Genomic DNA, 18,099 nt, shown 5'->3' with positions numbered 1-18,099 from the left:
ACCGCGCGGGACAGGGCGCCGTTAGGGAAAATATGGCGCGGGTGTTAATGTGAATGGTATGGACAGCGCGCAGGCGGCGGCACATACGCGAGGCGGTACCCCGGCCGTGGTATCGGATGGCTGGACCGCGTTGAGCGTGCCACTGGAACGTGCCCTCGGCAAACGCAGCGCCACCTCTTTCGCGCGGCTCGGCCTGCACACGGTGGGGGAGCTGCTCTACCACCTTCCTTTTCGTTACGCCCGGCGCGGTGAACTCCTGCCCATTGAACAGGTGCGCGAAGGCGAGGACGTCACCGTGATCGGCCGGGTGGTGAATGCAGAATTACGGCCCATGCGCGCGCGGCGCGGCTTTATCCTCTCCGTTCTGATGACCGACGGCGCCCGCGAACTCGGCCTCACCTTTTTTGCGAAGTCACAGCGGGTATTGGCCTACCACGAACGGCGCCTGCACCCCGGCACGGTCGCCACATTTTCCGGCACGGTGAGTTCCTACCGTGGCACGCTGCAACTCACCCACCCCGATTACGATCTGGTAGAGGATGAAGGGAGCGTTGACGTGGAGCGCCTGCGCCGGCCCATCCCCATCTATCACGCCAGCGCCGCGCTGCCCTCCTGGAAAATAGAACGGGCCGTCAGCACTGTTCTTACCGGGCTGACCAGCGCGGATGTTCCTGATTTGCTCCCCGCAGACTACCGGCACGCCCACGGCCTGCCCTCCCGGCTCGCGGCCCTACGCCGCGCCCATTGCCCTGAGGAACCCATCAGCGCAGCGCTCGCCCACCTGCCCTTCCGGCACGAAGAAGCCCTCGTGCTCCACACCGTCCTGGCCCGGCGCCGCGCCGCCCGCGCCGCACATCCCACCACCGCCTACCCGCAGCGCCGCGGAGGCATCCTGGACGCTTTCGACTCCCGCCTGCCCTTTGAGCTCACCGCGGGGCAGCGCGCGGTCGGCGAAGAAATCGCCGCCGATCTGGCGGGCACCACCCCGATGCAGCGCCTCCTCCAAGGAGACGTGGGGAGCGGGAAAACCGTGGTGGCCCTGCGCGCCATGCTCCAGGTGGTCGACGGGGGAGGCCAGGCCGCACTCCTGGCCCCCACCGAAGTGCTGGCCGCCCAGCACGCCCGCAGCGTGCGCGACCTGCTCGGGGATCTGGGCGCGGGCGGGATGCTGGGTGCTGCCGAACAATCCACCCGGGTGGAGCTCCTCACCGGTTCACTCACCGCCACCGAACGTCGCGCTACCCTGGCCCGGATCGCCTCGGGAGAAGCCGGCATTATTATCGGTACCCACGCGCTGCTCTCGGATACCGTCCAGATTCCTTTCCTCGGTCTGGCGGTGGTGGATGAACAGCACCGCTTCGGGGTGGATCAGCGCGATAGCCTCGCGCGTGGCGTGCACACCCTCGTGATGACCGCCACCCCTATCCCGCGCACCGTCGCCATGACGGTTTTCGGAGATATGGCCGTGTCTACCTTGCGTGAACTGCCCGGTGGGCGCGCCGGCGTGGGTACCGTCGTCGTTCCGGAAAACCGCGCGAGCTGGATCGCGCGCATGTGGTGGCGGGCCCGGGAAGAAATAGCGGGTGGCGGGCGTGTATACGTGCTCGCTCCCCGTATTAGTGAGGACGACGACGCAAGCCCGCCCGCGCAGGATTCGGGCGCGGAACATACGCTGGCCACGGTAACTGACCTGGCTGAACGCCTGCGCGCCCTTCCACAATTCGCGGGAATCGCGGTGGGAGAGATGCACGGGCGGTTGAGCGCGGCTGAAAAAGATGCCGCTATGGCAGATTTCGCGGCCGGGCGGGTCCCGGTGCTCGTCTCCACCACCGTTATCGAAGTGGGGGTGGATGTTCCGGAAGCCACCATGATGATCATTATGAATGCTGAACGTTTCGGGCTTTCCCAGCTGCACCAGTTGCGCGGACGCATCGGGCGCGGCAGCAAAGCGGGACTGTGCCTCGCGGTTAGTGGAGCCCCGGAAGGGAGCCTGGCCGCCGAGCGCCTCGCGGCTTTCGCCGCCACCACGGATGGCTTCGCTCTGGCGGAGAAAGATGTAGAGCTGCGTTCCGAAGGAGATGTGCTGGGGACTCGGCAGGCGGGAACCACCTCCCACCTGCGTTTCCTCTCCGCGGTGCGCGACGCTGATATTATCGCTACCGCGCGCGCCGTTGCCACCGACCTCGTGGAACGCGGTGCGGTGAGCGCGGAATTGGAGCGCGCCGCGGACGCATTGGATACCGAGCGAGCCACCTACCTGGAAAGGGGATAAGCAATGACACGTATTGTTGCCGGAACCGCCAAGGGGCATATTCTGCGGGTGCCGAGTTCGGGAACGCGCCCCACCTCGGAAAAAGCGCGTGAAGCAGTATTTTCCCGGCTGGACCACCGCGGTTTTATCGTCGATGGCGAAGTGCTCGATCTTTTTGCCGGTTCCGGTGCCCTGGGCTTGGAAGCGAAAAGCCGCGGGGCACGCGCCGTCGTTCTGGTGGAATCAGAAGGGCCTGCGGTCAGCATTATTCGCGACAACGCCGCCCGCGCCCACCTCGATGTGGCCGTGGTGCGGATGAAAGCGGAAAAGTACCTCTCCCAGGAACCTAATTATCGTTTCGACGTCGTCTTCGTGGACCCGCCCTATCGCTACACCGAAGAACAGATTACGAAAGTGCTCGACGGCCTCACCCCGCATGTAGCCGCGGACGCCGTCGTCGTTGTGGAACGCGATAGCTCCTCACCGGAACCCAGCTGGCCGCAAGGATGGGAACTGGATGATTCGCGCCGGTACGGAACCGCGACGTTGTGGACGGCGCAGCGCAGCGAGAGCACGCTGTAATCGCGCGTCGACTAGGCCGAGCGCCTCAGGAAAGATTAGGCTATAACTATGACGCTTGCAGTCTGCCCCGGGTCCTTCGATCCCGTCACGTTTGGACATCTCGACGTTTTTGCCCGCGCCGCTTCCCTCTTTGACGAGGTTGTTATTCTGGTCGCGCATAACTCTTCGAAAAATCCGCTTTTTTCACCGCGGCAACGCGTGGAGTTCATTCGCGAAGAAGTGCGCCACATGACCAATGTGCGGGTGGAGGATTTCGGCGGGCTGCTGGTGGATTTTTGCCGAGATATCAGGGCGGATGCCATCGTCAAAGGATTGCGCTCCGCGGTGGATCTGGATGCGGAATACCCCATGGCGCTCATGAACCGGGAAATATCGGGAATCGAAACGGTGTTCCTGGTGGGGGATCCGGCGAAAGGCCATATTGCCTCCTCGCTGGTTAAAGATGTGGCACGGCACAAAGGTGACGTGCGGAGTTTCGTTCCCGCGCGGGTGGCGCGGGCTTTGGAAGAGGAGATGCAATGACTCACGATACGCGCGGGGAATCGGTGGTGGAGATCCTCGATGAGCTCCTCGCCCTGGTGGATAATGCACGTTCCATCCCTATGTCCGCCTCGGTGATGATCAACCAGTCCGAGGTGCGCGACCTGCTCCAGTTGGCCCGCGATGCGGTGCCCGATCAGGTGCTTCGCGCCGACGACGTGCTGGCCGATATTGATTCGGTGCGCGCCTCCGGGCGCCAGGAAGCCGCGAGCATTATTGCCTCGGCCCGCCAGGATGCAGAAAATATTGTGGCGGAAGCACGCGCCCAGGCCAGCCGGCTCGTCTCCAATGACGCCATCACCATTGCGGCGCGCTCCACCGCCGCGCGGATCGAGGACGAAGCCAAGCAGAAGGCCGAACGGCTGCGCGAAGGTGCCAACCACTACTCCGATTCCACCCTCGCTAATTTGGAAGGCCAGGTGAACGGGGTCGCGGCTGCGCTTGAAGAGGCCGTGCGGGCCGCGCACGAAAAAATGGATGCGGCCCTTGCCCAGATTTACGCGGGCCGGGAAGTCCTTGCCAGCCGCCAAGAAACCACCGACGCTGTTTTTGATCATTCCGAGGAGGAATAGTGGACCTTCGTAGTCCTTTTGTTGTCTCGCTGCACGATTTACCGCGTAGCGACGGCTCCCTTATGCCGGTGCGGGAAAGCTTCGCGGCGCCCGCGGATATGGGTATCGAGCTCATGGCCGTCCCAACCGGATCCGAACTTGACGTGGATCTTAACCTCACCTCGGTATCCGAAGGCGTCTATATTGGCGGGCAGGTGCATTTCACCGTGGAGGGCCAGTGCTCACGCTGCCTGCGCGATATCCACGAAGAACGCACCCAGGAAGTATCCGATCTGGCCTACTACCCGCAGCGGCGTGCCGAACTCATTGCCGAAGGGGATGAGGACGCAGAAGAACACCCCGTCATTGAAGATGACCACGTGGATCTGGAACCGGTGCTCCGCGATGCCATTGTGCTCAACCTGCCCTTCCAACCCCTGTGTTCACCCACCTGCCAGGGCCTGTGCGCCGGATGCGGGGAGCGCCTGGAAGATTTGCCTGCGGGGCACCATCACGAGGCACCCGCCCTGCACTCGGACGCCCTGGACGCGCTGGAAGCCCAGCTGCGGGCACAGGAGTAAGCATGGCCTATCGTGAATTAGTGGAACAGTGGGGAATCGACCTGCCCCGGCCCTTGCTGCGCCGCGCCCTCACGCATCGCAGTTTCGCTTTCGAACACGACGAACCCCATAACGAACGCCTGGAATTCCTAGGCGATTCCATCCTGGGTCTCATCATCGCGGAGAAAGTATTTCGGGAATACCCCGATGCTTCCGAAGGCGATATGTCGCAGATGAAAACCTATGCGGTTTCTGAGAAAGCCTTGGCCGATGTGGCGCGGCGGATCAACCTGGGTGATTCCCTGCGCCTGGGGCGCGGTGAGGACCGCTCGGGTGGGCGTAACAAGGATTCCATCCTCTCCGATACGGTGGAAGCCCTGATTGCCGCAACTTATCTGGAACACGGAATGGAACCCACCCGCGAGATCGTGGACCGGCTCCTCGATTCCAAGATTAAAGATGCCTCGGTGCTGGGCCCGAACCTCGATTGGCAAACGAGTTTCGAAGAGCTCGCGCACGGCCTGGGCTGGGAGGGCACCATGGAGTTCGAGTTGAGCTCCACCGGTCCCGACCACGCGCGGGTTTTCACCGCGGTGGCATCGATGGCCGGGCGCGAATGGGGGAGCGGCGAAGGAAGCTCGCAGAAGAACGCGCGCCACGCCGCCGCCGAAGCGTCCTACCGGATTCTCGCGGATCTGATTGAGAAGGGTGAGGCGAAGCCGGCTGCTGGGGGCAATGGGAACAACGGCGCAGGTGGGAACGACGGCGCAGCTCCCGGCGCGGGTGCATCTGCCACGCCCGGCGCGGCTGAGTAGGTCGGCGTGCCCGAACTTCCCGAAGTTGAATCAATCCGGCGCGGGCTCGCCGAACACCTCACGGGCCGGCGCATCCTCACCGCGCAAGCGTTCGGCACCCGCGTGACCCGCCGAGCCCCGCAGGGCCTAGAAGCCGTGGAGGGGCGCACCGTGCGGGCGGTGGTACGGCGCGGGAAATTCCTGTGGTGCGATGTGGGGGAGGACCTCGCCCTCCTCGCCCACCTGGGCATGTCCGGGCAGTTTCGGGTAGATGAACCGAGCGGGAACAGCGATACCGGCGGGGAACGGCGCCACCTGCGGGCCCGATTCAAACTTGATAACGGCCGTGTTCTCGATTTCGTGGACCAGCGTACTTTCGGCTACCTGGCACCGGTCGCTTTCCGGCCCACCGCTGATGGCGGGCCGGGCGGAGCGGGATCTAAGCGCGCCGTCGTACCCGTGCCCGTGGCTCATATTGCCCGCGACCTGCTCGATCCTTATCTAAATGAAACGGCGCTGCTGGGCGTTCTCACCACCACGCGGCGCGCGATGAAACGGGTGCTCCTCGACCAGGAGATAATTTCCGGCATCGGCAATATTTACGCCGATGAAATGCTTTACCGGGCGCGTATCCACCCGGAAGCCACGGCGCTCACGGCCACGGCAGCGCGCGAGCTGCTGAACGCCGGGCGCGCGGTACTCAACGCCGCGCTGGCCGCCGGCGGAACATCCTTTGACCGGCTCTACGTGCATGTCAACGGGGAGAGCGGATATTTTGAGCGGTCCTTGCAGGCCTACGGGCGGGCCGGGCAGCCCTGCGCGCGCTGCGGAACCCCGTTGCAGAAAATTATCCTCGGGGGACGTTCCACCACGCTGTGCCCGGTATGTCAAGTCGCTCCGATTGGGTAGAATAAGGGCGGATTATTGACCGATGATGGCGATGCAAACAAAGGAGGGCCGGCGCGTGGCACAAAATATTCGCGTCATGATTATTGATGATCATGAAGTGGTACGGCGGGGAATCATTGAGGTGGTTGACCGTTCTGAGGGCCTCGAGGTGGTTGCCGAAGCCGGATGCGTAGAAGAAGCGGTGCGGCGCGGCGGTCTGGTGCTCCCTGATGTTGCGCTGGTAGACCTGCGGCTTCCGGACGGCACCGGAATCGATATTATTAATCAGTTCCAGGAGGTCAGCCCGGATACCAAGTGCATCGTCCTCACCTCCTTTGATGACGACGACGCCCTTTCCGAATCCCTCAATGCCGGCGCGAAAGCTTACCTCTTGAAGTCGGTGCGCGGGGCGGAAATTTCGGACAATATCAAGGCCGTGGCCGAAGGGCGTGTTCTTCTTGATGAGCGCACGGTCTCACGGCGGCGCGCTGATCACGATGATCCCACCGCGGATCTCACCCCCTCGGAACGCAATGTTCTTGAGTTGATCGGGGATGGGCTGTCCAATCGGGAAATCGGTGAGCAGCTCGGGGTTGCGGAAAAGACGGTGAAGAACCACATCACTTCGCTGCTGTCCAAGATGGGCCTGCAGCGGCGCACCCAGGTTGCCGCGTGGGTGGCCGGCCAGCGCGCCACCGGGTGGCGCAACCAGTAGGCACACCTTTTTACCCGATGAGTCAGGTACCTGCCTAGCCGTCGATGAGGGCCCGCCAGCGCACCACCGTACCGCTCTGACTGCCCGGTGCAATGGAGAAAGTACCGTGGTGGCGCCGGGCCCGAGCCGCAAGATTAGAAAGGCCTGACCGCCGGCTCAATTCACCAATGCCCACGCCATCATCGGCAACTTCCACGCTAATATCGCGCTCGGTAACGGTAACCGTGACGGTGATGGTATGGGCGTGGGCGTGGCGCACCGCATTGGAGAGGCATTCGCGTACCACGGCGATAACATCGTCGCTAATATCAGAGCCGATAGCGTCATCAATTTCGGTGTGGGTACCGCTATCAATATCTTCGCCCCGCACGCTAATACGTAGGCTCGGGGTGAAACCGAGCTGCGCCGTCACGGAACTAACTTCACGGCGCAGGCGTGAAACCACCGGAACCGAGGTATCGGGGCCGCGCAGCGAGTAAATAATCTGGCGGATCTGCGCCACGGATTCGTCAATAGATTCGATGGCGTTATCGAGGGTGTCGAGCACGTTATCGGCCACCGCATCCTCGGTTGCCAGATCATCACGCAGCGCGGACAGGCGCATCCCGGAAGCGAAGAGCTGCTGGATCGCGAAATCGTGCAGATCGCGCGAAATACGGGAGCGTTCTTCCAGCTGCGCAGATTGGGCTTGTACGTAGCGCGCGTCGGCCAGCTCCAGAGCGAGGGCTGCTTGATTCGCCACGCTTTCCGCCATCGTCAAATCGACCATGTCGAATTCTGCTCGCCCGCGCACCCGAGCCAGAATGATAACGCCGCGCGCGGTATCCCCGCCGGCCATCGGCGCGTAAAGAAGCGGGCCGAAACGGCCGAGTGGATTATTGGGGGAAGGTGGCGCGGTGCTTGTATCAATAATGCGGCCGAGCCCGCTTTGGGCCACCGCCCGCGCCCGGGAATCCCGCCCGAACGTGGTGCCCACCAGGTCCTGCCCGACCTCGCCCGCCACAAATTCACAGGCCCAGGTATCAGCCACCGAGGGGAGAATAATAAGGGCCAAATCGGCATCCGCAACCCGCCGCATTTCGGTGGCGATGAGCTGGAGCGCTTCCTCTTCATCGCTTCCTTGCAGCAGCGCAATAGTGATGCGCCGCGAGGCGGAGAGCCATTGCGCACGGGAATTCGATTCCTCGTACAGGCGTGCATTTTCGACGGCGATGGTAGCGGCGCGCGCCAAAAGCGCGATGAGGTTGATATCTGCTTCGCTGAAAGATCCGGGTTTATTGAAGAAGATGACTCGGGCGAGCACCCGATTCCCGGTCATGAGGCGTGAGGTGAGGAAATTTGTGATACCCGGGCCGTAGAGTCCATCCCGGTGGCTGGCAGCGGTCAGGGGAGTGCTTCCCGCGGCAGGTTCCGGGGTGATGCCGCTTGCATCATGCACGGCACTGACTGCCTCGGCACGATCCCACATGATGGTATCTTCGGTGCCCAGGGATTCAAGATCACGATCCAGGCTGGTGGGGGTGAGGCTGGCAGCTGCGGGGAGTGGCTGGCCCAGGGTGACGATGCTTGTCACCTTTTCCGCCGAATTGAACATGAGAACGGCGGCGCTAGACGCCCCGGTTAATTTCAATCCGGCGCCGGCCAAATTTTCGAGCACCTGGGTGCGATCCAGGCGCGCGGTCAACGCGAGCGCATTGAAAATAACCGTTGTGGTATCCAGCATCCTTATTCCTGTTTCGCCGCCCATGCGTACGAGGCGAGCCTTTCGGTGAGCTCCTCGTGGGTGCCGCGCGCGCTCACGTGGGCGATACCACCGTCGGCACGGGTTATCACAATAACCTCGTCGGCGGCATCAAGGGGCGTGAGCCGGTGCGTCACCAAGATAATAGTACGCGGATCGGCGCTATTCTTACCGGCCCGAAGCAAATCGCGGATAAGCTCATCGGCGGTTTCCGGGTCGAGGTGCTCGCCGGGTTCATCCAAGAGTAGGAATTCCGCATCGGAGGCTAGCGCCCGGGCAAGGAGCAGGCGCCGTCGTTCTCCACCCGAGATCGTGGCGGCATCTTCTCCCAGCAGAGTATGAACCCCGCGCGGGAGCTGGGTGAGCCAGGTGCCCAGGCCCGCGCGTACCAGCAGTTCCACGGCCTCTCTTTCGGTGACCGAGGGGCGCGCCACCCGCAGGTTCTCTAGCACGGTGGTTTCAAAAACGTGGGCGTCTTCCGCCGTGAGGGTGAGGGTGCGGGAGACGGTGCGCCGATCCAGGGTGGAGACTTCGTGTCCGTCCAGGCGGACCGAGCCGGCATGCGGGCGCAGCATTCCCGCCAGGGTATAAAGCAGGGTGGATTTCCCAATCCCCGAATGTCCCACGATGGCAACGGAGGAGCCGCGTTCTACGTGCAGCTCAAAAGGCCCGGCCACGTCCGGCCCACCCGGCCACCCAATAATGAGGTCGGTAGCATGCAAGCCACGCTCGTGCCGCGGTGCCGGGGCTTCCGGTTCCTCACTGCGCTGGGCGCGGTCGAGGAGCTCGAGGATACGCTGGGCAGCCTTGGCGGAACGTACCAGTTGGATGGCTGCCTCTCCCAGCCCTTGAGTGGCTTCGAAAGCGGCGAGCGGGGTGAGGACGCAGACCGCCAGCGCGGTGGCGGAAAGCGTGCCGGCATCCAGGGCCCGGCTCCCGATAAGAATCGCACCCACCACGGCGATACCCATAGCAAGGGTATCCAGGGCGATAGCGAGGGCCTGGGGGCGGGCCGCGGCATCACGGTGCCGGAAGATCCGCTGTTCGGTGGCTTCCTGCACCTCTTCCATGGCGTCCACTCGCCCGGCTACCCGCAGCTCGGCGGCCGAATCAAGCATGGTCAGCGCGGTTGCGGAAATCTCGGTTTCGTCACGCACCTGCGCTTCTTCGGCGATACGCCCCCCGCGCATGGCCAGATAGGGCGCAAGAATCCCGGAAATAAGGAGGCAGCCGGCCAGCAGCAGGCCGATGGGTGGGCATAGAATCCCCACGATGAGGCAGGAGACGAGGCAGACAATACCGGCAACAGCTCCGGGCTGGACCGCTTTAACGACGACGTCACCGACCGAATCGACATCGCGTCCGGTGCGGGCGAGCAAGTCACCGCGGCGCACCGAGGTCACTACGTCGGTAGGGGAATCAGCCAGCGTCGCGTAGACGGCGGTACGCAAATTAGACATTCCGTAGAGGGTGACCCGGTGCGAGAAAATTCGATTGACGTAGCGCAGCAGTGCTTTGGACACCCCGAAGAAACGCACCGAGGTGGTGGCCACGCCGAGGGCGAGGACCGGCGGCATTTGGGAAGCCCGGGTAATAAGCCAGGCGGAGACAGCTGCCAGGGCCACCGAACTGCTCAGTCCGGCAGCACCCGCCGCAACGGAACCCCAGAATCCGCCCTTATCCACGCGCAGGAGGCGCAAGGCACGGAGGAGAGCACGGCGTTCATCTTGAGGGAAAGTACTCACTTGGTCACCTCGGTTGTCTGGGAGTTGGCGGGCGCGGGGACGGAAGGCGCGGGCGCCGATGGAGTGGCGGCGGGTTCCGGGACCGACCGCGCGGTGCCGGAAGATGTGGCAGCTGGCTGCGCCGTCGTCGATACGACATCAATAACCGCATCGGCAAGGTCGAGGAGCGCGGTGCGGTGCGCGATAACGATAACGGTGCGTCCCTGCGCCCGTAGATGCGCAACGGATTCGACGACGCGCCGTTCGCTGCGCGCATCCAGGTGCGCGGAAGGCTCGTCGAGGAGCACGAGGGGGCGCTCGGAAACCAGGGCGCGAGTGAGGGCAAGGCGCTGCCGCTGACCCACGGAGAGGCCCACGCCGCCCTGACCGATAAAGGTATTCCAGCCTTCGGGAAGTTCTGCGATGACTTCGTCAAAACCGGCGAGGGCCGCGGCCCGTTCCAGGGCTGGGCCCGGGGCAACCCCAATATTTTCCGCCACGGTTCCCGGCACGATCACCGGGCGTTGGGAAACCCAGGACACCTGCTTCCACAAGCTTTCTTGGCGGATATTTTCGAGCGGGGTGGTGCTGATATGCACGGTTCCGCTATCGGGGGTAATGAAGCGGAGGAGCACATTCGCCGTCGTCGTTTTTCCGGAACCGGAAGCCCCCCGCAATGCCGTGACGCGCCCGGGAAGAATCTCCGCGTTCAGCTGCGCGGGCGCGATGGTATCGCGGCCCGGCGCAAGAACCGAGAGATCGCGGATCACGATAGGGGAGCTGGCTAGATCAGGGCACTCAACCGTGCCGTCTTCCACCGGGAGGGGCTGCTCAAGTAGGTCAAAGACCTGGGCGGAGGCGGCCACTCCGTTGGAGGAGGCATGGAATTGGGTGCCCACTTCCCGCAGGGGTTTGAACACTTCCGGGGTCAGCATAATAATCGTCAAGCCGGTGAAAAGGGAGACATTTCCGGCCACCATGCGCAGGCCCACCTCGACCGCGACGAGGGCGGTGGATAGCGTGGCGAGGAATTCCAGCACCGCGCCGGAGAGGAAAGCGATGTACAGGGTTTGGAGTGTTTTCTTGGCGTAGTCATCCCCGAGGTGCTTGACGCGGCGGGCCGGCCCTTCTTCGCGCCCGAGTGCTTTGAGGGTGCTCAGACCGCCCAAAAGGTCGAGGAGCTGCTGGCCCAGGCGCTGCATGGAGGCGAGCCGCTCATTGGAGAATGCCTGGGTCATCCGCCCGATAAGGATCATGAAAATAGGGATGAGCGGGATACAGGCCACGATGGCGATAGCACTCACCCAATCAAGGAACAGGATAACAACGAGGGCGAAAGGGGTGACGGTGCAGGTGAGAATGAGCTGGGGGAGGAATTTGACGAAATAGGGTTCCAAGTCATCCAGCCCGGAGGTGACCAGGGTGACCGTGGTGGAGGTGTTCCCTGCGGCGAGCCAGCGATCACCCAGGTCGCCGGCCCGGCGTAGCACCCGGGCGCGCAGATTAGCGATGGTGCGCAGCGCGGCGCGGTGGCCGTAGGACTCGCGAATATAGATAAGAATGCTGCGGGCAGTAAAGGCCGCTGCGACCCCGAATACCGGCCAGCCGATGTCACGGAAGGTGAGATCGCCGTCTGCGACCGGCGCAACGGAGGCGGCAATAAAGAAACATTGCGCTAGCACGAGGGCTGTTTCCAGAAAACCAACACCACCGAGCAAGGCAACGTAGCGACGCGCCGTGGGCGCAAATTTCATAAGTCGAGAATCAACGGGCTTCATTCTTCTCCTTGCACACTGCTGTCATGGTAGCCCGTCCCTGAGTATGACACGGGAGCACCGCGTTTAACCGCGTACCACCACCCCGTAGTGGAGTCACGTCATACTTCAGGGCCCCAGGATCCGAGAGTGCGGATGGGAGGCTGCCGCCACATATTGAGTTTCGGGGCGGTCGAGCAGCCATACCGTGTTTGCGCGCTGCAGGGCACGGTGCGTGCGCGCGGCCTCCTGATCTCACGTGCTACTTAGCGAATCTCGAACTCGCGGATCTTCTTCGGTTCCAATCCCACGGGTTCCTCGGGAATTTGCCCGGCGTCAATGCGCTTGCGGAACACGGAGTATGCCCACACCGTGTAACCGAGGACGATCGGAACGAAAATAAGTGCCGCGATGGTCATGATGGTTTGCGTTGGCGCGGTGGCCGAGGCTTGCGCGATCGTGAGGGAGTAAGCCTCGTTGATCGACGATTTCATGACATAGGGAACCATCATCGCAAAGATGGTGGACACCGCCGCGGCAATGGCCGCGAAGTGCAGCCCGAAGGCGAGAATCTCCCGGTTAGCCCACGTGGCTGCCACGGTGGCGATAAGGAGCACCGCGCAGATAGCCAGCGGGATAATCGCCAGGACTTGCGAGCTGTACACGAAGTAGGCCCACAGAGCCCAAACCGCGGTAATCGCGGTGGAGATCACGGTGGTGCGCTTCGCCAAGTTAATGGAACGCAGCTGGAGTTCACCGGCCGTCTTAATCGAGAGCCACAGCGCGCCGTGGCTGAAGAAGAGCGAGAGGGTGACCAACCCGCCCAGGACGGTGAAAGGCGTGAGCAGCGAGAAGAACCCGCCGGTCAGGTAATGGTGGTTATCCGCGAGGGCTTCCCACGTCACCGCATCGGGCGCCACGGCCACGAACTCACCGGAGGAGTAGTTGCCCACCTCGATTTTCATCCCGGCCACGAGGTTGGCGAAAGCCACCCCGAAGAGGATCGATACGATCCACGACACGATGCAGTGCAGGGTGTCCCAGGTATTACGCCAGCGCTCGGTGCGGATCATCTTGCGCCATTCGAGGGCGCAGATGCGGATAATAAGGCAGACGAGCACGAGGACGAGGGCGATGTACATGCCCGAGAACATGGTGGCGTACCATTCTGGGAACGCCGCGAAAGTAGCACCACCCGCGGTGAGCAGCCACACTTCGTTGCCGTCCCAGTGGGGGCCGATCGAATTGATCATGGCGCGACGTTCGCGTTCGTTACGCGCAAAGGTTTTGAGGAACATCCCAACGCCGTAGCCGAAGCCCTCCAGGGCCAGGAAACCAATCCACAGGACCGCTACGAGGATGAACCACAGAGTCATCAAAAATGTTTGTTCCATGAGGTCCTCCTAGTAAACGAAATTCGGGGTAGATTTCGCATCGTATTCGACGACCTTCTTGTGGGTATTGATACCCTCGCGCAGGTAGCGGCCCAGAAGCCAGATCCACACCACGCCGAGTGCCGAGTAGAGCACCGTGAAGATGGTCAGGGAGAAGGCGACGCTGCCACCGTTGACGGAATGGGAAACACCCAGGTCCGTCATGAGTAGGACGCCATCAATTTGAGTCGGGTAAACGATCCACGGCTGGCGCCCGATTTCGGTGAGGATCCAGCCCGCGGAATTCGCCACGAATTGCAGCGGGATCATCCACAGCCAGAACTTGCCCCAGCGTTCCGAGCGCATAATGCGATCCCCGCGCAGCACCCACAGTCCGAGGACCGCGATGAGGAGATCCAGCATCCCCACTCCCACCATGACGCGGAAGGAGTAGTAGGAGGCCAGAACGTTCGGAGTGACCTGCTGGTTTTCGAAAGCGGTATCGAACTTCTCCACGAGCTCCGCGTTGACGTTCTCCATCTGGTGGATGCGGTCACGCACGCGCTCATTGGCTTCGCTAATGGATTCCAGGCGCGAATCAGGACCGGACCAGTGGTTGGTCATCATGAAGGATTCCAGGCCGGGAATCGGAACGTAGATCGAGGTAGCATCCTCGCAGCTATTACCCCACATAACAAGGGAAAGCTTGGCGTTTTCTTCGCCCTGGCACACGCCCATCATGGCCGCGGCCTTGGGGGGCTGGATGACGCCGAGGTGCTGACCCATGTAGTGACCGGACAGGGCGGCAATAATCGCGGCGACCAGGGTGACCTTGAGGCCGAGCTTAGCGGTGGGTTTCCAGTATTCGCGCGCTTCGACTTCGTTGCCGGAGAGGCGAATAGAGCGTGCCATCCACCAGAAAGCGAAGCCGGCCACCAGTACGCCGGCCAGCGTAAACGCAGCGCCTAAGGTGTGGAGGAAGGTGAGCACCCAGGTGGTATTGGCGAAGAGACCAAGGAAGCCTGCCATGCCGTCCAGCTCCGCGCGCCCGGTTTCCGGGTTGAAGACCGCGCCGTGCGGATCTTGCATGAAGGAGTTGGCCGCCAAAATCCACGCCGCGGAAATCACGGTACCCATGGAGAAGAGCCAGATGGTCAGGTTGTGCATCTTGGGGGAGAGACGGCCCTTGCCGAAGATCCACAATCCGAGGAACGTGGACTCCAGGAAGAACGCCAGGAGGGCCTCGAAAGCGAGCGGGGCACCGAAGATGTCACCGACGAAACGCGAGTACTCCGACCAGTTCAAACCGAACTGGAATTCCTGCACGATACCGGTGGCAACGCCGAGCGCGAAGTTGATGAGCAGGATCTTGCCGAAGAAATCGGTGATCCGCTGCCACTTCGGATCGCCCGTTTTGCGGGCCTTAGTTTGCATATACGCCACGATGACAGACAGACCAATGGTCAGGGGCACCTGAAGCCAGTGGTAGACGGTTGTAATACCGAACTGCCATCGCGCAAGGGTGATCGGATCCACCTTTTCACCTTTCCGATGTGTAACACGTGTGATCGCGCGTGGATCGCCGCGGTGGTCCCGTAGCAGCGCGATCAAATTTTTCACCCTCGATCCTACTCATCCGCGCGGCAATAAGAGGTATCGAACACGAGGGACTTTTGTCCGGCCCGGCGCTCATGTGCCATCTGGCACACAGGTTAGCGACACCTCTCAAAAAATAGGGACGAAAGTCCCGGGCGGGTCTGTGTGGTGGTGATTGCAGGCCCCGGCAGGCGCTCGGCGTTGCGGAGATTTCGGGAACCTCCCAGCGCCAGTCCAGTACTCCTCATGTAGAATCGGTATCAGTGTACCGGGCGCTACCGTATCGCCCCGGTGGTTCGAGGCTGTGAAGAACCTGGCCGGCAGATGATGAGCGCCGGATATGCCCTCGAACGTGAATATGCTTGCGCGGCGTCGGCCGCAATGGTGATAGGTCCGCACGGGATACGGGGTGCGCGCCTGTCGGGAAGTGTAGACGAATGGCGAAAGAAGCCACCGCGTCGGAGCACGGCACCGTGAGTGCGGCTGCGGCGAGTCCGTTTTTCATTCCGGTACCTGAAGAAGAGGCGGTGGAAATTCCACGCTTCCGTATTAATACGGATATTCCACTCTTCCAGGAACCCGACGCCGCCAATGCTATCCGGGTCACCTACCTCGTTGATGACGATTCCTCCAGCGGCGCAGATTCCGATTCTGGCGATAGTTCCTCCCGGCGCACCCGGCGGCGCGAACGCGGCGAGCATGATTCTTCCGCTCGCGCGCCGCGAGGTTCCCAGAACGACGACGCCGCCCCTGAAGAAAGCGACCACGCGGAAACGGATGAAACTTCGGTAGCGCCCATCCGGAGGCGCCGTCGTAGCCTTTCGTCCGACGATGAAGTGGCAGCGCCCAAGGGCTCCACTCGCTTGGCTGCCAAGCGGGCTCGGCGCCGCGAGAATCGCGAGGGATCGGCACGCCGGCGCGGCTCCATTACGGAAGTGGAATACCTGGCTCGGCGCGAGTCGGTGAAGCGCGACATGATCGTGCGTGAACGTGACGGTCTCAACCAGATCGCGGTGCTCGAAGATGATGTACTCGTGGAACACTACGTGGCGCGCCATACTCAGATTTCCATGGTCGGCAATGTGTACCTAGGGCGGGTGCAAAATGTGCTGCCCTCGATGGAAGCCGCTTTTGTGGATATCGGTAAGGGGCGCAACGCGGTCCTGTACGCCGGGGAAGTGGATTGGAAGGCTGCCGGGGTTACGGGAAAGAATCGCCGGATTGAGCAGGCGCTCAAGTCCGGGGATACGGTGCTGGTGCAGGTCACCAAGGATCCTATTGGCCATAAGGGTGCGCGGCTCACCAGCCAGGTCACCCTCGCCGGGCGCCACCTGGTCCTTGTTCCCGGCGGGGATATGACCGGCATTTCGCGTAAGCTTCCCGATTCGGAACGTTCGCGCCTCAAGAAGCTTCTTAAAGAAATTGTGCCGGAGGATCATGGCGTTATTGTGCGCACCGCCGCCGAAGGTGCTACCGCGGAGCAACTCAAGAATGACGTGGAGCGCCTGACCAAGAGCTGGAAGGAAATCCAGCGCAAGGCCAAGGTCGCGAAAACTGCGCCGCAGGTCCTCAAGAGCGAACCGGAACTGGCTGTACGAGTGGTGCGCGATATCTTTAACGAAGATTTCGACTCTCTGCGCGTGCAGGGTGATGATGCCTGGGAGACGATCTCCACTTACGTGGAAGAACTATCTCCCGAACTGATGGACCGGGTGAGCCGCTGGGATGATTCGCGCGATATCTTCGAGGCCTACCGCGTGGAAGAACAGCTCGCCAAGGCTTTTGATCGCAAGGTGTGGCTACCCTCGGGGGGTACTCTCGTTATTGACCGTACCGAAGCCATGACGGTGGTGGACGTCAATACCGGGAAATTCACCGGATCGGGCGGCTCGCTCGAAGAAACGGTGACCCGTAATAATCTGGAAGCGGCCGAAGAAATCGTGCGGCAATTGCGGCTGCGCGATATCGGCGGGATCGTGGTTATCGACTTTATCGATATGGTCCTGGAATCCAACCGTGACCTTGTGCTGCGCAGGCTTATCGAGTGTTTGGGGCGGGATCGCACCCGCCACCAGGTAGCGGAAGTAACCTCCCTCGGTCTGGTGCAGATGACCCGTAAGCGCGTGGGGCAGGGACTCGTGGAGGCATTCTCGACCGTCTGTGAAGCCTGCGAAGGGCGCGGCTACATCATTCACGACCACCCGGTAGAGGAAAACGAAGAATCCCACGCGCCCCGCAAGCGTAAGAATCGGCGGGAGGCTTCGGCGCCGCAGCGCGAGGCGGCTGTTCAAATGATGAATTCCATCGCCGCTGCGGGCCATGCCGACTCCCAGCAGAAGGATGGCCAGGATAAAGATAAGCCCCAGGATTCAGAGGCCCCGAAGCTGGAAACGGTTGAGAAGCCCGCGGAAACCCCGAAACCGGCGAAATCTGAAAAACTGGACAAGCCCGCGAAAGTCGCGAAAGCCGCGAAGGGTGATAAGCAGGAGAAGTCGGAAAAGCCGGCTACCCGGCGTCGTCGTAGCTCGCGAACCGCACCGGCGGCCGCAGATACTTCGGGCACCGGAACGAAGGACACGAAGGGTACTACCGCGGGGCAGGAACGCGCCGCGGCCGCAGCCACGGGCACCGTACGCGCCGGAAGTAGCACCGCGGGCACAGGCACCGCGCGGAAGACTGGCATGGTGGTTTCCTCCGGCGTGGTGAGCCCGACGCACACGGCCGTTTCTGCTAGTTCCCACGCAAAGACGGTGTCGCCGTCGTCCGCTATCCATACCGGATCGCGTGAGGCAGCTAACGGAACCAGCGGGGGCACCAAGCGGCGCGCCGTGGTCTCATCGGGTCCCATTTCCACCGGAAACGGGGCGGGGGTTCTGAGTTTCCCGGCCAATTCCCAAGGGTAGTTCGGAGCGGGCACAGCGCTACAACCGGGAGGTACGTGGCGCATCCCATAGCGACACGGCCGGTCTCATGCGCTGTCTCACTTGTAAGAAAGCGGGTCGACACAGTAAAGTAGATGGTCGGTGCTTA

The 18,099-nt window shown here is 62.4% G+C and carries 14 protein-coding genes; 9 read left to right on the top strand and 5 right to left on the bottom strand.

Features of this window, described 5'->3' with window-relative positions:
* The first annotated feature begins 58 nt into the window (after window positions 1-58).
* From ACRQEG_RS01990 to ACRQEG_RS01955, 8 genes are all read left to right on the top strand, one after another.
* On the top strand, window positions 59-2,272 hold the full coding sequence (locus ACRQEG_RS01990; RefSeq protein WP_274733784.1) for an ATP-dependent DNA helicase RecG: 2,214 nt from the start codon (window positions 59-61) through the stop codon (window positions 2,270-2,272).
* 3 nt (window positions 2,273-2,275) lie between these two features.
* Entirely contained in the window at window positions 2,276-2,833 is a 558-nt protein-coding gene (gene rsmD / locus ACRQEG_RS01985; protein WP_274778239.1) for a 16S rRNA (guanine(966)-N(2))-methyltransferase RsmD, read from the top strand.
* A gap of 48 nt (window positions 2,834-2,881) precedes the next feature.
* The gene (coaD, locus tag ACRQEG_RS01980) at window positions 2,882-3,355 is read left to right on the top strand and encodes a pantetheine-phosphate adenylyltransferase (RefSeq protein WP_126134549.1); all 474 of its coding nucleotides are present in this window, start codon (window positions 2,882-2,884) and stop codon (window positions 3,353-3,355) included.
* Window positions 3,352-3,945 carry a F0F1 ATP synthase subunit B family protein gene (locus ACRQEG_RS01975; RefSeq protein ID WP_016442913.1) on the top strand — a complete coding sequence of 198 codons (594 nt, stop codon included), beginning with the start codon at window positions 3,352-3,354 and terminating at the stop codon, window positions 3,943-3,945. Before coaD ends, ACRQEG_RS01975 begins: the two co-directional genes overlap by 4 nt.
* Window positions 3,945-4,505, top strand: a complete 561-nt coding sequence (locus ACRQEG_RS01970; RefSeq protein WP_126134548.1) for a YceD family protein — start codon at window positions 3,945-3,947, stop codon at window positions 4,503-4,505. Before ACRQEG_RS01975 ends, ACRQEG_RS01970 begins: the two co-directional genes overlap by 1 nt.
* 2 nt (window positions 4,506-4,507) lie before the next feature.
* Window positions 4,508-5,299, top strand: coding sequence for a ribonuclease III (gene rnc, locus ACRQEG_RS01965; protein ID WP_126134547.1), 792 nt, complete (start codon window positions 4,508-4,510; stop codon window positions 5,297-5,299).
* Between the two features lie 6 nt (window positions 5,300-5,305).
* The gene (gene mutM, locus ACRQEG_RS01960) at window positions 5,306-6,187 is read left to right on the top strand and encodes a bifunctional DNA-formamidopyrimidine glycosylase/DNA-(apurinic or apyrimidinic site) lyase (RefSeq protein WP_274755662.1); all 882 of its coding nucleotides are present in this window, start codon (window positions 5,306-5,308) and stop codon (window positions 6,185-6,187) included.
* 76 nt (window positions 6,188-6,263) lie between these two features.
* A complete protein-coding gene (locus ACRQEG_RS01955; RefSeq protein ID WP_039899046.1) occupies window positions 6,264-6,881 on the top strand; it encodes a response regulator in 618 nt (205 codons plus the stop codon).
* A 34-nt stretch (window positions 6,882-6,915) separates the two neighbouring features.
* On the opposite strand, the gene ACRQEG_RS01950 is transcribed toward ACRQEG_RS01955, so the two are convergent.
* The 5 genes from ACRQEG_RS01950 to ACRQEG_RS01930 all read right to left on the bottom strand — a co-directional run bounded on the left by ACRQEG_RS01950 (window position 6,916) and on the right by ACRQEG_RS01930 (window position 15,009).
* Entirely contained in the window at window positions 6,916-8,604 is a 1,689-nt protein-coding gene (locus tag ACRQEG_RS01950; RefSeq protein WP_274733777.1) for a GAF domain-containing sensor histidine kinase, read from the bottom strand.
* A gap of 2 nt (window positions 8,605-8,606) precedes the next feature.
* Window positions 8,607-10,367 carry a thiol reductant ABC exporter subunit CydC gene (gene cydC, locus ACRQEG_RS01945; RefSeq protein WP_016442907.1) on the bottom strand — a complete coding sequence of 587 codons (1,761 nt, stop codon included), beginning with the start codon at window positions 10,365-10,367 and terminating at the stop codon, window positions 8,607-8,609.
* Window positions 10,364-12,124, bottom strand: coding sequence for a thiol reductant ABC exporter subunit CydD (gene cydD, locus ACRQEG_RS01940; protein ID WP_016442906.1), 1,761 nt, complete (start codon window positions 12,122-12,124; stop codon window positions 10,364-10,366). Before cydD ends, cydC begins: the two co-directional genes overlap by 4 nt.
* A gap of 242 nt (window positions 12,125-12,366) precedes the next feature.
* Entirely contained in the window at window positions 12,367-13,494 is a 1,128-nt protein-coding gene (gene cydB, locus ACRQEG_RS01935) for a cytochrome d ubiquinol oxidase subunit II (protein ID WP_016442905.1), read from the bottom strand.
* Window positions 13,495-13,503: 9 nt separating this feature from the next.
* Window positions 13,504-15,009, bottom strand: a complete 1,506-nt coding sequence (locus tag ACRQEG_RS01930; protein ID WP_039899041.1) for a cytochrome ubiquinol oxidase subunit I — start codon at window positions 15,007-15,009, stop codon at window positions 13,504-13,506.
* 497 nt (window positions 15,010-15,506) lie between these two features.
* On the opposite strand from ACRQEG_RS01930, the gene ACRQEG_RS01925 reads away from it, so the two are divergent.
* On the top strand, window positions 15,507-17,972 hold the full coding sequence (locus ACRQEG_RS01925) for an Rne/Rng family ribonuclease (protein WP_016442903.1): 2,466 nt from the start codon (window positions 15,507-15,509) through the stop codon (window positions 17,970-17,972).
* Window positions 17,973-18,099: the final 127 nt, after the last annotated feature.

Source organism: Actinotignum stranguriae (assembly GCF_051265215.1).
GTDB lineage: Bacteria > Actinomycetota > Actinomycetes > Actinomycetales > Actinomycetaceae > Actinotignum > Actinotignum schaalii_C.
The sequence above is the reverse complement of the archived record's forward strand: the minus strand, read 5'-3'. Positions and strand labels throughout refer to the sequence as shown.

Coding starts and splice junctions, on each gene's coding strand:
- ACRQEG_RS01955 (WP_039899046.1), top strand. CDS start 6,264: ATGATTATTGATGATCATGAAGTGGTACGGCGGGGAATCATTGAGGTG.
- ACRQEG_RS01925 (WP_016442903.1), top strand. CDS start 15,507: ATGGCGAAAGAAGCCACCGCGTCGGAGCACGGCACCGTGAGTGCGGCT.
- ACRQEG_RS01990 (WP_274733784.1), top strand. CDS start 59: ATGGACAGCGCGCAGGCGGCGGCACATACGCGAGGCGGTACCCCGGCC.
- cydB (WP_016442905.1), bottom strand. CDS start 13,494: ATGGAACAAACATTTTTGATGACTCTGTGGTTCATCCTCGTAGCGGTC.
- rsmD (WP_274778239.1), top strand. CDS start 2,276: ATGACACGTATTGTTGCCGGAACCGCCAAGGGGCATATTCTGCGGGTG.
- cydD (WP_016442906.1), bottom strand. CDS start 12,124: ATGAAGCCCGTTGATTCTCGACTTATGAAATTTGCGCCCACGGCGCGT.
- ACRQEG_RS01950 (WP_274733777.1), bottom strand. CDS start 8,604: ATGCTGGATACCACAACGGTTATTTTCAATGCGCTCGCGTTGACCGCG.
- ACRQEG_RS01975 (WP_016442913.1), top strand. CDS start 3,352: ATGACTCACGATACGCGCGGGGAATCGGTGGTGGAGATCCTCGATGAG.
- rnc (WP_126134547.1), top strand. CDS start 4,508: ATGGCCTATCGTGAATTAGTGGAACAGTGGGGAATCGACCTGCCCCGG.
- coaD (WP_126134549.1), top strand. CDS start 2,882: ATGACGCTTGCAGTCTGCCCCGGGTCCTTCGATCCCGTCACGTTTGGA.